The sequence below is a fragment of the Rathayibacter sp. AY1F4 genome (genome assembly GCF_002931775.1).
Classification (GTDB): domain Bacteria; phylum Actinomycetota; class Actinomycetes; order Actinomycetales; family Microbacteriaceae; genus Rathayibacter.
Map to the genome: position 1 here is coordinate 134,019 of NZ_PSVE01000008.1, position 15,065 is coordinate 149,083.

Consider the following 15,065-nt stretch of genomic DNA (forward strand, 5'->3'; position numbering starts at 1 on the left):
GGGAAGCGGCCGGGCACCCCTGGAGTCGGCGGTCACGGGCCGTCGGACCGGACGGCCGCGTGCCACGGGGATGCGAGGAGCAGCGATGACGCAGATCGGCCGCAGCCGCGCGTCCGTCACCGTCCCCGTCTCCGCCTGGAGCTCCGACGCACCCTCGGCCGAAGTCACGCTCGGCTGGGCCGCGCGCACCGAGACCGGCCACGTGCGCAGCGCGAACGAGGACAGCTACCTCGCCAAGAGCCCGCTCTTCGCTGTCGCCGACGGGATGGGCGGGCACGCGGCAGGAGAGGTCGCCAGCGACGCGGTCGTGTCGCGCCTGTCCACCGCGGCGCTCGGCGCGACCGTCGGAGCGGAGGAGATCGACCGGGCGCTTCGGGAGGCGGTCGGGGACATCGCCCGGCAGTCGCACACGGCCGACGTCGGCACCGGGACCACGGTCACCGGGATCGCGCTCACGGTGGTCGGGGGAGAGCCCTACTGGTCCGTCTTCAACATCGGCGACTCGCGCGTGTACCTGAGCGTCGCAGGGACCCTCGTACAGCTCACCGTGGACCACTCCATCGTCCAGGAGCTGGTCGACGCGGGCCTGATCTCCCGCGACGAGGCCGACGTGCATCCGCACAGCAACGTGATCACCCGCGCGGTCGGCTTCCACGAGGCGCCCGTCCCCGACTACCGGCTCGTGCCCGTCCTCGCCGGATCGCGTCTGCTGATCTGCTCGGACGGACTCACGAAGGAGCTGACCGATGCCGGCGTCGGCCACCTGCTCAGCGGCACCGGCTCCGCTCAGGAGGCGGCCGACGCCCTGGTCGACGCCGCGCTGGACAACGGCGGGCGCGACAACGTCACCGTGATCGTCGTCGACGTCCTCGCGGTCACCGGCGACGAGGAGGCCGGCGCACCGGTCTGACGAGCAGCGCCCCGGCACGGGGCGGCCGCGGTCGTGGTGCCGCCGGACCGCCCGCACGCGCCGAACGGCCGTACGACGGTCCTGCGCCTGCCGGTTCGCGTCGGGTTCGGCCGGCTCGGGGCTCCCCGCGCCGGCGCTGGGTACGATGGTGAGCGGAAGGGCGTTCTCGGTGATCTGCAGCACGTGTGGCTCCAACCTCGCTCCCGGGGCGATCCTCTGCGGCGAGTGCGGTTCGTCGGTGGCAGCGCATGCCACGACGGGTGCGTCCCGCCCCTCGTCCTCCGGTGACACGACGGTCCTCGACCCGTCCCGCCGTGCCTGGCTGCCGGGCCTGGCCCCCGGCCGGCACCGGCGTCCCGCCCCCGGCGCTCCGATGGCGCCGCCCTCGCAGGGGCTCGTGCGCCTCAGCTTCGCGACCGGGCAGCACGCGATCGTGACCGGCAACGGCCTGATCGGACGCCAGCCGCTCCCGGACCCCAACGAGACGTTCCGGCACATCCTCGCGATCCCGGATCCGTCGCGATCCCTCTCCAAGACCCACCTCGAGTTCGGCTTCGACGAGGGCGGGCTCTGGGTCAGGGACCGCTGGTCGGCCAACGGGTCCGTGCTGGTCGCGCCGACCCAGGCGCCACTCCCGCTCGAGGCCGGCCGCCGCTACCGCGCGAAGCTCGGCAGCCGGATCCTGCTCTCCTCCGTCGAGATGGCGGTCGAGCGCGTCGACGGGTCCGCCGGCGGCTCGGGACGCCCGCCCCTCACCCGCTGACGGCAGGGCCTCCGGGGACCGAATCGGCGGTCGACACGGCCTCCGGGTGCGGAATTCGTGACGATCATGTTTCCGGATGAGCGTTCTCCTCCGTTCACCGTGACAGGTGGATGAGCGCTGTGCCAGTATTTCCCCACGTTCGGCCCCCGAGGCACGAGCCCCGACGCAGTCAGGAGCCCCCGCCATGACCCGTCCCCTCCCGAGGGATCCCGTCCTCCGCCGGGCCGTCGCCGCGGCATGCTCGCACGAGCGCGAGCGCCGGGCAGTCCTCTCGCGTCGGGCGGTCCTCGGCGGGATCGGCCTCGGAGCGGGTGCCCTCGCCCTGGCCGCCTGCGCCCCGCAGACCCGTGCCGCTCCGACCGCCGCCGCCGACGGATCGGCCGGCGACCCGCGCCTGGTGTGGGACAACTGGCCCGCCTACATGGACGAGGACGACGACGGGAACTACCCCACGCTCCAGGGCTTCGAGGAGCAGACGGGCATCGCGGTGACCTACAACGTCGCCGTCGACGACAACAACTCCTACTACGGCAAGGTGAAGGACCAGCTCGCGCTCGGGCAGTACATCGGCGCCGACACGGTCTGCCTGACGGAGTGGATGGTCTCGCGCCTGGTCCGCCGCGGCTACGTGCAGGAGCTCGACCACGCGAACATCCCGAACATCGCCAACCTCACCCCCTCGCTGGCGAACCCCGACTTCGATCCGGGCCGCCGGCTCTCCCTCCCGTACCAGGCGGGGTTCTCGGGCATCTGCTGGAACAGGGAGAAGCTGCCGAAGGGCCTCTCGAGCATCGAGGAGCTGTGGGATCCGTCGCTCCGCGGCCGCGTCGGCGTGCTGAGCGAGATGCGCGACACGATCGGGCTCATCATGCTCGCTCAGGGGACGGACATCGCCGGTTCCTGGGGCGACGACGAGTACATGAACGCGATCGACGTCTTCCGCGAGCAGGTCGACGCCGGACAGATCCGCAACATCAAGGGGAACGCGTACCTCAACGACCTGCAGAACGAGGACACCCTCGCGGCTATCTGCTGGTCCGGCGACATCACCTTGATCAACGCCGAGGCCGGCGACAAGTGGGAGTTCGCCTTCCCCGACTCGGGCGGCGCGCTCTGGAACGACACCTTCGTGGTCCCGATGGGCTCCGAGCGTAAGGCCAACGCCGAAGCCCTGATGAACTACTACTACGAGCCCGAGGTCGCCGCCGAGGTGGCCGCCTGGGTCAACTACATCACCCCCGTGGATGGAGCGAAGGACGTCATGGAGAGCATCGATCCGGAGCTGGCCGAGAACCAGCTGATCTTCCCCGACGAGGACACGCTCGCGCAGGCGCACGTGTTCCGGACCCTGACCGCCGCGGAGGAGAAGGAGTACCAGGCCGAGTTCCAGAAGGTGCTCCTGGGCATCTGATGGCGATCGGGACCTTCGCCGAGAGCGGCGCCGACCTCCAGCTGGTCGGGATCAGCAAGCAGTACCCGGGCTTCACGGCCATCGACTCCCTGGACCTCACCATCCCGGCGGGCTCCTTCTTCGCCCTGCTGGGGCCCTCGGGCTGCGGCAAGACGACGACGCTGCGCCTGGTCGCCGGGCTCGAGGAGCCCTCCGCCGGCCGGATCCTCATCGGCGGGCGGGACGTCACTGAGACGAAGACGTACCAGCGGCCCGTCAACACCGTGTTCCAGTCGTACGCGCTGTTCCCGCACATGTCGATCCTCGAGAACGTCGCCTTCGGCCTGAAGCGGCGGAGGATCGCCGACCCCGTCGGCAAGGCGCACGAGGCGCTCCGCCTGGTCGAGCTCGACCACCTCGCCCAGCGCCGCCCCGCGCAGCTCTCCGGTGGTCAGCAGCAGCGAGTCGCCCTCGCGCGCGCCCTCGTCAACCGGCCCGCCCTGCTCCTGCTCGACGAGCCGCTCGGCGCCCTCGACCTCAAGCTCCGCCGGCAGATGCAGCTGGAGCTCAAGTCGATCCAGGAGGAGGTGGGCCTCACCTTCCTCCACGTCACGCACGACCAGGAGGAGGCCATGACGATGGCCGACACCGTCGCGGTGATGAACAAGGGCAGGATCGAGCAGATGGGCGCGCCGGAGGAGCTCTACGAGCTCCCGCGCACCGCGTTCGTCGCGAACTTCCTCGGCCAGTCCAACCTCTTCACGGGTGAGGTGGTCGGCAGCACCGACCGCGCACTCACCGTCGACGCGGGCGGGCACCGGATCGTCGTGCCCGTCGCCCGCTGCGCTCGCACGAGCGGGGAGATCACCGTCGGCGTCCGCCCCGAGAAGCTCCTGCTGCTGACGCAGGAGCCGCCGGCGGACTCCGGCCGGAACGTGCTGGGGCCCGGCCGCGTGGTCGACGTCTCCTTCAGCGGGGTCAGCACCCAGTACACGATCCGGATGCCGGGCCTGGGCCCGGTGGTCGTCTTCGCGCAGAACATGGTCTTCGGGCCCGTCGTCGGCGAGGGAGCGGAGGTGTGGGTCGGCTTCAGCACCGAGCACGGCTTCGGACTCGCGGACGAACCGGGCTCGGTCCCGCGCTTCGAGGCGGACGACTCCACCAGCGCCATCGCCGTGCAGCGCCGGGGGCTCCTGGCCGGTCGCAGCGGGGGAGCGTAGGCATGGCCTTCGCCGCCTTCGCCACGGGGCAGGCGGATCCTCAGGACGCTCCGGTCCGCCGGCGGTCGACGATCGCGTTGGTCCTGCTGCTGCCGGGCATCGCCTACATGCTGCTGTTCTTCCTGGCGCCGCTGATCTCGCTCGTGCTCACGTCGTTCCAGGCCGAGGTGCCGGACGGGGACATCGGCGAGTACGCCCCCGGGTTCGCCTGGCAGAACTACCTCGTGGTGATGGGCGACTACTGGCCGCACGTGCTCCGCTCCTTCGGCTACGCGCTGATCGCGACGGTGCTCGCGCTGGTGATCAGCTACCCGCTGGCCTACTTCATCGGAGTGAAGGCGCGGCCCTGGCCGCTGCTGCAGAACCTGCTCCTCACGCTGGTGATCGCGCCCTTCTTCATCAGCTTCCTGCTCCGGACGCTGGCGTGGAAGCAGATCCTCGCGGATGAGAGCCCGCTCGTGCAGGCGCTCAAGGCCGTGGCGGTCCTGCCGAGCGACGGCCACCTCACGGGGACGCCGATCGCCGTGATCTTCGGCATCACCTACAACTTCATCCCGTTCATGACGCTGCCGCTGTACACGACGCTCGAGCGCCTCGACGTGCGCTTCCTGGAGGCCGGGTCGGATCTCTACGCGCACCCCGCCTCCGTGTTCTGGAGCGTGACCGTCCCCCTGTCGATGCCGGGCATCGTCTCGGGCACGCTGCTGACGTTCATCCCCGCGGCGGGCGACTACATCAACGCGAGCCGGGACTTCCTCGGCTCGTCCCAGACCTCGATGGTGGGCAACGCGATCGAGGCGAACTTCCTCACGCTCGAGAACTACCCGGCGGCCGCCGCGCTCTCGATCGTGCTGATGGCCGTGATCCTGGTCATCGTCGGCTTCTACGTGAAGCGCAGTGGAACGGAGGACCTCCTGTGACCGCGACGGCCGACCGTCCGCTCGCGAGCGCCCAGGAGGCGCTCGGCGCGCCGCCCCCCGCCCCGATCCGGGGCCGCCGCCGCTTCCGGGGCCTCGGGCTCGGCGTCTACACGGCGCTGGCGCTGCTCTTCCTGCTCATCCCGATCGGGTACACCTTCGTCTTCTCCTTCAACGACTCGGGGAAGAGCAACCTCGCCTGGCGCGGGTTCACCCTCGACAAGTGGGTGTCGGCCTGGACCAGCGAGGAGGTGATGACCGCCTTCGGGAACAGCCTGCTGGTCGGTGTGATCGCCACCGTGCTGGCCACTGCGCTCGGCACCATGATCGCCATCGCGCTCGTGCGGTTCCGCTTCCGGTTCCGGTCGGCGATCAGCCTGCTGCTGTTCCTCCCCATGGCGACTCCGGAGGTGGTGCTCGGAGCCGGCCTCGCCGCGCAGTTCCTCAGCGTGGGCGCCGAGAAGGGGCTGGTCACGATCGTGCTGGCGCACACGATGTTCTGCATCAGCTTCGTCGTGGTCACCGTGAAGGCGCGGGTGGCGAGCCTAGACCCGAAGCTGGAGGAGGCGGGACGCGACCTCTACGCGTCGCCGAACCAGGTCTTCTGGTGGATCACCTTCCCGCTGCTGCTGCCCGGCATCCTCGCCGCGGCGCTGCTCTCCTTCGCGCTGAGCTTCGACGACTTCATCATCACGAACTTCAACTCCGGATCGGTCACCACGTTCCCGAAGTACATCTACATCGCGGCGGCGCGCGGCATCCCGGCGGAGGCGAACGTCATCGCATCGGCGGTGTTCGTCCTGGCGATCCTCGTGGTGGTGATCACGCAGGTCTCCGCGGCGGCCCGGGCGAAGCGCCTCGCGCGCGAGCAGTAGCTCTGGGCGTGCCGGGAGGTGCGGTCAGACGTAGGAGGCGCGGATCGCGCCGACCGGGCGCCCGCCGCCCGACACGACCGGGTTCAGCCGCACCAGCACGTCGTTCGCCGCGGTCCGGTCCACCGCGTCCGCCTCGACCAGGAGCTTCAGCGCGACCACGGTCGCGGCGCGCAGGCTCCCGTCGAGGATCTTCAGGGCGACGGTGGTGCCGTCGGGCGAGGCCATCACGAGCACGCCCTCGGCGCCGAGCTTGGCGACCAGGCCCAGGCGCTCGATCACGACGGTGTTGTCCCGGCCCGGGCCGTCGATCGCCCACGCGTTCTCGAGGATCGCGGCGGTGAGGACGCCGGCCTGGCGGTAGAGGCCGAACGGTGAGGCGGGGGAGGAGGACACGATCCGCGAGACGCCCTTCGCCAGCGCGGTCAGAGGAAGGGCGTGCACGGGAGCTCCGCAGCCGTCGATCCCCGAGGCCACGACGCGCTCGCCGGTGAGGCGCTCGATCGTGTCGACGATGTGCTGCTGCAGCGGGTGCGTCCGCTCGAGGTAGTCCTCGGTGCTCCAGCCGTTCTGCACGCAGGCCAGCAGCATCGCCGCGTGCTTGCCCGAGCAGTTCATGTAGAGCGGGTCGGGAGTCGCGCCCGCCCGCAGCAGCTGAGCGCGGGTCCCGGAGTCGCCGGGCCAGTCGGCCGGGCACTGCAGGGCGGTGTGGTCCAGGCCGGCGCGGAAGAGCAGGTTCTGCACCAGCGCCACGTGCTGGGGGATGCCGGCGTGGCTCGCGGTGGCGATGACCGCCTCCGCGCCGTTCAGCTCGACTCCGGCGGTCATCACCGCGAGGGCCTGGAACGGCTTGAGGCAGGAGCGGGGGAAGACGGGAGCCGTCGGGGTGCCGAGGCTGCGGGCGACGCGGCCCTCGGAGTCGAGGAGGACGGCGGAGCCGGCGTGGCGCGACTCGACGAACCCGGATCGCTCGACGACGGCCAGCTCGACGGACTCGGCGACGGTGAAGGTTCCTGCTGGCATCCCCCCATCCTGCCCGATGCGCCGACCGGTCCCGCGCTCCCGGAGACGCCGAAGGCCACCGGGGAGCGCATCGGCGCCCGCGGTGGCCTTCGGAGGATCGCGCCTAGAGGGTGGCGAACGCGTCGGCGATGACCGACACGGCGTCGTCGAGCAGCTCGTCGGTGAGGGCGAGGCTCGGCAGGAAGCGGACCACGTTGCCGTAGGTGCCGGCGCTCAGCACGAGGACCCCGTGCTGGGCGGCGTAATCGATGATCGCCTGGACCGCGACGGCGTTCGGCTCCTTCGTGGTGCCGGCGGTGCCGGGCTGCACGAGCTCCATCGCCATCATCGCGCCGATGCCGCGGACGTCGCCGATGATGTCGTAGCGCTCCTGCAGGCCTCGCAGCGCCGCGCCCAGGCGGGCGCCGATCCGGTCGGCCTCGGCGAGGAGGCCCTCGCGCTCGATGCGCTCGAAGACCGCGACGGCGGCGGCGGCGGCGACGGGGTTCCCGCCGAAGGTGCCGCCCAGTCCGCCGGCCTGCGCCGAGTCCATGATCTCGGCGCGGCCCGTCACGCCCGCGAGCGGCAGGCCGCCGGCGATGCCCTTGGCCGAGAGGACGAGGTCGGGGACGAGGCCGAGGTGCTCGCTGGCGAACCAGGCGCCGGTGCGGGCCATGCCCGACTGGATCTCGTCGGCGACGAAGACGATGCCGTTGGCCGTGCACCACTCCTGCAGTGCCGGGAGGAAGCCGTCGGCGGGGACCATGAAGCCGCCCTCGCCCTGGATGGGCTCGGCGACGAGGCAGGCCAGGGCGGACGCGCCGACGGTCTTCTCGAGGTACGAGATCGCGCGCTGGGCGGCCTCGGCTCCCGACAGGCCGTCGTGGTACGGGTACGAGCTCGGCGCGCGGTGGACGTCGCTGGCGAAGGGTCCGAAGCCCAGGCCGTAGGGCAGCGCCTTGAAGTTCATGGCCATCGTGAGGTTCGTGCGGCCGTGGTACGCGTGGTCGAGCACCGCGACGCCGGGGCGCCCGGTGTGCTTGCGCGCGATCTTGACGGCGTTCTCGACCGCCTCGGCGCCGGAGTTGACCAGGACGGTCTTCTTGGCGAAGTCGCCGGGGGTGTGCTGGGCCAGCAGCTCCGCGACGCGGATGTAGGGCTCGTACGGAGTGACGGTGAAGAGGGTGTGCGTGAGGCGCGCGAGCTGCTCCGCGGCGGCCGCGACGACGGAGTCGTCGGTGTGCCCGATCGTCGTCACGCCGATGCCGGCGCCGAGGTCGATGAAGCTGTTGCCGTCGACGTCGACCAGGATCGCGCCGTGCGCGCGGTCGATGTAGACGGGGAGCGCGGTGCCGACGCCGGTGGGCACGACGGCGAGGCGGCGCTCGTGCAGGGCCCGGGATCGCGGCCCGGGGATCTCGGTCGCGACGCGCCGCTCCTGGGGGACTGCGGACGTGGGAACCTGGGGGGCGAGCGTGTCTGTCATGGTCCTCGGAGTCTACCCGCGGGGGTTCCGCGTCCAGAGGTCCAGACCGGCGCGACCGGCCTGATCCACCGCCGTCGAGGAGGAGCCCGATGAAGTCCGAGCACGAGTACGCGGTGTCCGTCGTCTGGGAGGGCGACCGGGGCACCGGCACGAGCGGCTACCGCGAGTACGGGCGCCAGCTGACCGTCACGGCGGAGGGCCCGGCGCCCATCCTCGCCTCGGCCGACACGCCCTTCCGGGGCGACGCCGACCGCTGGAACCCGGAGCAGCTGCTCCTCGCGGCGCTCGCGCAGTGCCACCTCCTCTCCTACCTGCACGTGGCGGTCAAGAACGGAGTCGTCGTCACCGGCTACACGGACGACGCGGTGGGCTCGATGCTGCAGGAGGGGGAGAGCGGCCGCTTCACCTCGGTGACCCTCCGGCCCCGCGTCACTGTCGCCGAGGAGTCGATGGTGGCGATCGCCCAGACGCTGCACGCCGAGGCCTCCCGGCTCTGCTTCATCGCCAACTCGGTGAACTTCCCCGTCGCCCACGAGCCGGAGGCGTCCGCGCGCTGAGGCTCAGCGGCGCTCGTGCGGGAGCGCCCGGCGGATGCGCTCGACCGTGGTCGTCGGCGGCGACTCGTTGTACGCACCGGCGAGCTCCTGCCCGGAGAGCGCGTGGACGGCCGCCATCACCTCGTCGGTGGCGTGGCGTCGGGCGCGGCCGGAGTCGGCGGAGCCGTGCCGCGAGAGGTCCAGCGGAGCCCCGAAGCGGACCGTGATCCGGTGCAGGCGCGGCACCCTCGTGCCCACCGGCTGGAGCTCCTGCGTGCCGATCATGCCGACGGGGACCACCGGCGCGCCCGTGGTCAGGGCGAGCCACGCCACTCCGGTGCGGCCCTTGTAGAGGCGCCCGTCGCGGGAGCGGGTGCCCTCGGGGTAGACGGCGAACGCCTCGTCCCGCTCGAGGATCGCCCGGCCGAGGTCCAGCGCCTCCTGAGCGGCCTGGCCGGCGCCTCGCTCGACCGCGACCGCTCCGACGCTCGTGAAGAAGGCGCGCGAGAGGGCGCCCCGCACGCCGGTCCCCGTGAAGTAGTCCGACTTGGCCAGGAACTGCACCGGCCGCGGGGCGAGCAGCGTCAGCACCGGGGAGTCGATGAACGAGAGGTGGTTGGCCGCCAGGATCACGCGTCCCTCGGCCGGGACGTTGTCGCGCCCCTCCACGATCGGCCGGTAGACCAGCCGGCCGACGCCGCCGATGGACAGGCGCGCCAGACGCGCGGAGAGGCCGATCCCCGGGGGAGTCGGCCTCTCGTGGTCGTCGATCCGCATTCCGACGAAGCTACCGGGGCGTCCATGCCGCTCCGGTCATGCGGCGGCTCAGCCGAGCTGGGCGAGCGCCTCCTCGATGACCGTCGCGGCGTCGTCGATGAGCTCCTCGCTGATGACCACGCTCGGCATGATCCGCAGCACACTGTCCCAGCTGCCCGCGTCGAGGACGATCACGCCGTTCGTGGTGGCGTGCTTCAGGATCGCGGTGAGCGCCTCCGGGTACTGCTTCTTCGTGCCCGGGTGGACGAGCTCGACGCCCCACATCGCGCCCTTGCCGCGGACCTCGCCCACGACCGCGAAGCGCTCGGCCCAATCGCCGATCCGCGCCTCCAGCAGGCGCTCGACCCGCTGCGCCTCCTCCAGCAGGCCCTCGGACTCGATCGCCTCGAACGTCGCGAGCGCCGCGGCGGTGGAGACGGGGTTGCCGCCGAACGTGCCGCCGATGCCGCCGGGCTGCACGGCGTCCATGATCTCGGCGCGGCCGGTGACGGCGGCGAGCGGGAAGCCGCCGGCGATGCCCTTGGCCGTCGTGATGAGGTCCGGGACCACGCCGTGGTGCTCGATGGAGTACCAGGTGCCGGTGCGGGCGATGCCGGCCTGGATCTCGTCCGCGACGAAGACGATGCCGTTCTCGGTGCAGAACTCGGACAGGCGGCGGAAGTAGCCCGGCGCCGGGATGATGATGCCGCCGTCGCCCTGGATCGGCTCGACGAAGAGCGCGGCCAGCTCCTGCGCGCCGATGTGGGTGGTGATGTGGTCGATGGTGCGCTCGGCCGCCTCCTCGCCCGTCATGCCCTCGGGGTCGCGGAACGGGTAGCTGATCGGGAGGCTGTAGATCTCTCCCGGGAAGGGGCCCATGCCCGCGCGCTCCGGCCAGGGGCGGTAGGTCATCGCCATCGTGAGGTTGGTGCGGCCGTGGAAGGCGTGGTCGAGCGTCGCGATGGCGCGGCGGCCGGTGAACTTCCGCGCGATCTTGACGGCGTTCTCGACCGCCTCCGCGCCGGAGTTCACCAGGATCGAGTGCTTCTCGAAGTCCCCGGGGGCGATCTCGGCGAGCTTCTCGGCGACCCGGACGTAGTTCTCGTACGGAGTGACGGTGAAGAGGGTGTGCGTCAGCTTCTCGGCCTGCGCGGCGGCCGCCGCGGCGACCGCGGGGTGCGCGTGGCCGATGGTGGTCACTCCGATGCCGCAGCCGAGGTCGATCAGGCGGTTGCCGTCGACGTCGACCAGGACCGCGCCCGACGCGTGGTCCATGTAGATGTTCGCGAGCGTCCCGGCGCCGCGGGAGACGCTGGCGACGCGGCGCTCCTGGAGGGCGACGGAGCGCGGGCCGGGGAGCTCGGTGACGAGCTCTCGGGACTGGGGGACCGAGAATTCACGCATGCCCCGATGGTAGGCCTGGGACCGTTCGAGGACCCGCACCCAGCGCGTTGCGAGGCGCGCCGTGCAGGATGGAGGCGATCCCCGAACGTCCACCGGCCGCCGCCGGTCACGAAAGGTGCCCCTGTGCGCAGAACCCTCGCGATCCTCGCCGTCCTCGGCGCCTCCCTGAGCCTGGCGGCCTGCACCCCCGGGGAGCCGGATGCAGCGCCGTCCGCCTCCGCGACTCCGCTCGGCTGCGCGACCGAGGGCGACGCGACCGCCGCGGTGCAGACCAGCGGCGACTTCGCCACCAAGCCGGTCACCGTGTTCCCCAGCCCGGTCAGCGTGGACGCCACCGAGCGCTCGGTCGCGATCGAGGGCACCGGCGAGGAGGTCGCCGAGGGCGACACCGTGCTGGTCGACTACACGCTCTACAACGGGACGAGCGGTGCCGAGTTCTCGGCGAGCAGCTACGCGTCCGGTGGCCGCGCGGCCTTCGAGGTCGACACCGACCAGTACCTCGCCGGCCTCGTGAAGGCCGTCAACTGCGCGACCGTCGGCTCGCGCGTCGTCGCCGTCGTTCCCCCGGCCGACGCGTTCGGCGACGCCGGGCAGAGCCAGTTCGGCATCGCCGCGACCGACTCGATCGTCATGGTGATCGACGTCGAGCAGATCGTGCCGACCGCCGCGGACGGCGAGCCGCAGCCCCCGGTCGACGGCCTGCCGACGGTGGCGCTCGCCGAGGACGGGGCGCCCACCGTCACCATCCCCTCGACCGACCCGCCCGCCGACCTGCAGCTCGCCGTCCTCAAGAAGGGGAGCGGCGCGACCGTGGCCGACGGCGACCAGCTGATCGTGCAGTACCAGGGCGTGGTCTGGGGCACCGGCGAGGTGTTCGACCAGAGCTGGGGGAAGCCCGCTCCCGCCGCCTTCGGCACCGGCGACGTGATCGAGGGCTTCAAGGAGGCCGTCGTCGGCCAGACCGTCGGCTCGCAGGTGCTGGTCACCATCCCGCCGTCCAAGGGCTACGGCGACCAGGGCAACCAGAACGCGGGGATCAGCGGGACCGACACCCTCGTCTTCGTGGTCGACATCCTCGCCATCAGCTGACCGGGAGGCGCTGGGTGCTCCGTGCCAGGATGGGCGGATGCGCAGGGTCATCATCCTCGGCTCGACCGGGTCCATCGGCACGCAGGCTCTCGACGTCATCGGCGCGAACCGCGAGCGGTTCGAGGTCGTCGGCCTCGCCGCCGGCTCGAACCGGGCGGCGGTCGCCGAGCAGGCGTCCGCGTTCGGCGTCGAGCACACGGCGTTCGGCGCCGAGGAGGCCGAGCAGCTGATCCGCTCGGTCGATGCGGACGTCGTGCTGAACGGGATCACCGGCTCGGTGGGGCTCGGCCCGACGCTCGCGGCGCTCGAGGAGGGCAGGACGCTCGCCCTCGCCAACAAGGAGTCGCTGATCGTCGGCGGCGAGCTCGTCACCTCGCTCGCCGGTCCCGGCCAGATCGTGCCGGTCGACTCCGAGCACTCCGCGATCGCCCAGGCACTCCTCGCGGGCGAGCACCGCGAGGTCCGCCGCCTCGTGCTGACCGCGTCCGGCGGGCCGTTCCGGGGACGCGACCGCGCCTCCCTCCGCGACGTCACCCCGGCGCAGGCGCTCGCGCACCCGACCTGGGACATGGGCCTGGTCGTCACGACCAACTCCTCCACCCTGGTCAACAAGGGGCTCGAGGTGATCGAGGCGCACCTGCTCTTCGACGTGCCCTACGACCGGATCGACGTCACCGTGCACCCGCAGTCGGTGATCCACTCGATGGTCGAGTACGTCGACGGCTCGACGATCGCCCAGGCCTCGCCGCCGGACATGCGGCTCCCGATCTCGCTCGGCCTCGACTGGCCGCACCGTGTCGCCGGGGTCGGCGTCCCGCTCGACTGGACCCGCTCCCACTCCTGGACGTTCGAGCCGCTGGACGAGGAGGCGTTCCCCTCGGTCCGGCTCGCGAAGCGCGTCGGGGAGGCGGGCGCCTCCTACCCGGCCGTGTTCAACGCGGCGAACGAGCAGGCCGTGCAGGCGTTCCACGCGGGGCGGATCGGCTACCTCGACATCCTCGAGACGGTGGAGGCGGTGGTCGATACGCACAGCGTCGACGGCGCGCTGACCCGCGAGTCGCTGGCCGCGGCGGAGGAGTGGGCGCGCCGCACGGCGGACGAGCGGATCGCCGGAGTATGACCAGGGGTCATCCGCACGGGCTCCGTCTCCGCGGATCCGTGTCGGCGGACGTCGCGCCGCTGATCCGCTCGGCCGCGGAGTTCATCGGATCCGTGCAGGCGCACCCCAGCGTGGACAGGCGGGCCCGGCCTACAGTGTGTCGGTGGAATCCGTGCTGCTCTTCGTCCTCGGCGTCGTCATCATCGCCGTCGGCGTCGCCCTCTCCATCGCCCTGCACGAGGTCGGGCACCTGCTCCCCGCCAAGCTGTTCGGGGTCAAGGTCACGCAGTACATGATCGGGTTCGGGCCGACCCTCTTCTCCCGGCGCCGAGGCGAGACGGAGTACGGCGTCAAGGCGATCCCGCTCGGCGGCTACATCGCCATGATCGGCATGTACCCGCCGAAGCACCCGGGGGACCGGCCCACGGAGTCGAGCACCGGCTTCTTCAACGGCCTGGCGTCCTCCGAGGCCCAGCTCGAGGAGCCCCGGCGCGGCGCCTACGCCACGATGATCGACGAGGCCCGCGCCGCCAGCGCCGAGACGATCGGTGACGGCGAGGACCACCGCGCGTTCTACCGGCTCCCCGTGTGGAAGCGCGTGATCGTCATGGCCGGCGGCCCCTTCATGAACCTCGTGATCGCCACGGTCCTCTTCACCGTCCTCCTCTGCGGCATCGGGATCCCGCAGAGCACCAGCACCCTCGCCGCGGTCTCGCAGTGCGTGGTCCCGGAGTCGCAGCGCGCGACCGCGACCTGCACCGCCGACGACCCGCTGGCACCCGGAGCCGCGGCGGGCCTGCTGCCGGGCGACACGATCACGGCGATCGACGGCACTCCGGTGAGCACCTGGAACGACCTGACCCCGATCATCCAGCGCTCCGCGGGCGTCCCGCTCAGCGTGTCCGTCCAGCGCGACGGCGCCCCGCTGACCCTCACGATCACCCCCGCCGAGAACGAGGTCGCGGTGACCGACGCGAACGGCGCCCCCGTCACCGACGCCTCCGGTGCGATCGAGACGCAGACGGTCGGCTTCATCGGCATCTCGCCCACGTCGGCCCTCGCGCAGCAGCCGATCACCGCGGTGCCCGAGACGGTCTGGTCGAACATCACCAGCGTCGCCCACGTCATCCTCAACCTTCCGCAGCGCCTCATCGACGTCGCCCAGGCGGCGTTCGGCTCGGAGGCCCGCGACGCCAACGGCCCGATCAGCGTCGTCGGAGTCGGCCGGATCGCGGGCGAGATCGCCGCCTCCGACCAGCTCCCCGTCGTGTCGAAGGTGCAGACGATGGTCGGCGTCCTCGCCTCGCTCAACGTCGCCCTCCTCGTCTTCAACCTGGTGCCGCTGCTCCCCATGGACGGCGGCCACATCGCCGGCGCCCTCTGGGAGGGCCTGCGCCGCCGGATCGCCAAGCTCTTCGGACGCCGCGACCCCGGCCCGGTCGACATCGCCCGCCTGCTCCCGCTCACCTACGTCGTCGTCCTCGTCCTCGGCGGCATGAGCGCCCTCCTCATCTACGCCGACATCGTCAAGCCGATCACGCTGTTCTGAGTTGGATTCCACGCCGGTCCTCGCCCGGCGTGGCGCGGTCGGCTTCTCGGGGTGGGGGCGTGGGTGGAGCGG

14 protein-coding genes are annotated in these 15,065 nt (G+C 71.8%); 10 read left to right on the top strand and 4 right to left on the bottom strand.

Features of this window, described 5'->3' with window-relative positions:
• Window positions 1–85: 85 nt before the first annotated feature.
• From C5C59_RS07120 to C5C59_RS07145, 6 genes are all read left to right on the top strand, one after another.
• Window positions 86–910 carry a PP2C family serine/threonine-protein phosphatase gene (locus C5C59_RS07120; protein ID WP_104225583.1) on the top strand — a complete coding sequence of 275 codons (825 nt, stop codon included), beginning with the start codon at window positions 86–88 and terminating at the stop codon, window positions 908–910.
• A 238-nt stretch (window positions 911–1,148) separates the two neighbouring features.
• Complete coding sequence (locus C5C59_RS07125; RefSeq protein WP_104223034.1) at window positions 1,149–1,673, top strand: hypothetical protein; 525 nt, start codon at window positions 1,149–1,151, stop codon at window positions 1,671–1,673.
• A gap of 184 nt (window positions 1,674–1,857) precedes the next feature.
• A complete protein-coding gene (locus tag C5C59_RS07130; RefSeq protein WP_104237595.1) occupies window positions 1,858–3,084 on the top strand; it encodes a PotD/PotF family extracellular solute-binding protein in 1,227 nt (408 codons plus the stop codon).
• A complete protein-coding gene (locus C5C59_RS07135) occupies window positions 3,084–4,283 on the top strand; it encodes an ABC transporter ATP-binding protein (RefSeq protein WP_104223036.1) in 1,200 nt (399 codons plus the stop codon). Before C5C59_RS07130 ends, C5C59_RS07135 begins: the two co-directional genes overlap by 1 nt.
• A gap of 2 nt (window positions 4,284–4,285) precedes the next feature.
• Window positions 4,286–5,203 (top strand): ABC transporter permease, encoded by a 918-nt coding sequence (locus C5C59_RS07140; protein WP_104223037.1) that lies wholly within the window; start codon window positions 4,286–4,288, stop codon window positions 5,201–5,203.
• Window positions 5,204–5,268: 65 nt separating this feature from the next.
• Window positions 5,269–6,075, top strand: a complete 807-nt coding sequence (locus C5C59_RS07145; protein ID WP_181134854.1) for an ABC transporter permease — start codon at window positions 5,269–5,271, stop codon at window positions 6,073–6,075.
• Window positions 6,076–6,099: 24 nt separating this feature from the next.
• On the opposite strand, the gene C5C59_RS07150 is transcribed toward C5C59_RS07145, so the two are convergent.
• Window positions 6,100–7,095, bottom strand: a complete 996-nt coding sequence (locus C5C59_RS07150) for an asparaginase (RefSeq protein WP_104223039.1) — start codon at window positions 7,093–7,095, stop codon at window positions 6,100–6,102.
• 103 nt (window positions 7,096–7,198) lie between these two features.
• Window positions 7,199–8,560, bottom strand: a complete 1,362-nt coding sequence (gabT, locus tag C5C59_RS07155) for a 4-aminobutyrate--2-oxoglutarate transaminase (RefSeq protein WP_104223040.1) — start codon at window positions 8,558–8,560, stop codon at window positions 7,199–7,201.
• 89 nt (window positions 8,561–8,649) lie between these two features.
• Here gabT and C5C59_RS07160 point away from each other — a divergent pair, with 89 nt between their 5' ends.
• Window positions 8,650–9,117, top strand: a complete 468-nt coding sequence (locus tag C5C59_RS07160; RefSeq protein ID WP_104223041.1) for an OsmC family protein — start codon at window positions 8,650–8,652, stop codon at window positions 9,115–9,117.
• A 3-nt stretch (window positions 9,118–9,120) separates the two neighbouring features.
• Here the strand turns inward: C5C59_RS07160 and C5C59_RS07165 are convergent, their stop codons facing one another.
• Together C5C59_RS07165 and C5C59_RS07170 are read right to left on the bottom strand one after the other, a co-directional pair.
• Window positions 9,121–9,873 carry a 1-acyl-sn-glycerol-3-phosphate acyltransferase gene (locus C5C59_RS07165; protein WP_104237597.1) on the bottom strand — a complete coding sequence of 251 codons (753 nt, stop codon included), beginning with the start codon at window positions 9,871–9,873 and terminating at the stop codon, window positions 9,121–9,123.
• A gap of 48 nt (window positions 9,874–9,921) precedes the next feature.
• Window positions 9,922–11,256 (bottom strand): aminotransferase class III-fold pyridoxal phosphate-dependent enzyme, encoded by a 1,335-nt coding sequence (locus C5C59_RS07170; RefSeq protein WP_104237598.1) that lies wholly within the window; start codon window positions 11,254–11,256, stop codon window positions 9,922–9,924.
• 123 nt (window positions 11,257–11,379) lie between these two features.
• On the opposite strand from C5C59_RS07170, the gene C5C59_RS07175 reads away from it, so the two are divergent.
• From C5C59_RS07175 to C5C59_RS07185, 3 genes are all read left to right on the top strand, one after another.
• Window positions 11,380–12,345 (top strand): FKBP-type peptidyl-prolyl cis-trans isomerase, encoded by a 966-nt coding sequence (locus C5C59_RS07175; RefSeq protein ID WP_181134069.1) that lies wholly within the window; start codon window positions 11,380–11,382, stop codon window positions 12,343–12,345.
• A 37-nt stretch (window positions 12,346–12,382) separates the two neighbouring features.
• On the top strand, window positions 12,383–13,465 hold the full coding sequence (gene dxr, locus C5C59_RS07180) for a 1-deoxy-D-xylulose-5-phosphate reductoisomerase (RefSeq protein ID WP_104237600.1): 1,083 nt from the start codon (window positions 12,383–12,385) through the stop codon (window positions 13,463–13,465).
• Window positions 13,466–13,607: 142 nt separating this feature from the next.
• A complete protein-coding gene (locus tag C5C59_RS07185; RefSeq protein ID WP_258061194.1) occupies window positions 13,608–14,993 on the top strand; it encodes an RIP metalloprotease in 1,386 nt (461 codons plus the stop codon).
• Window positions 14,994–15,065 lie beyond the last annotated feature (72 nt).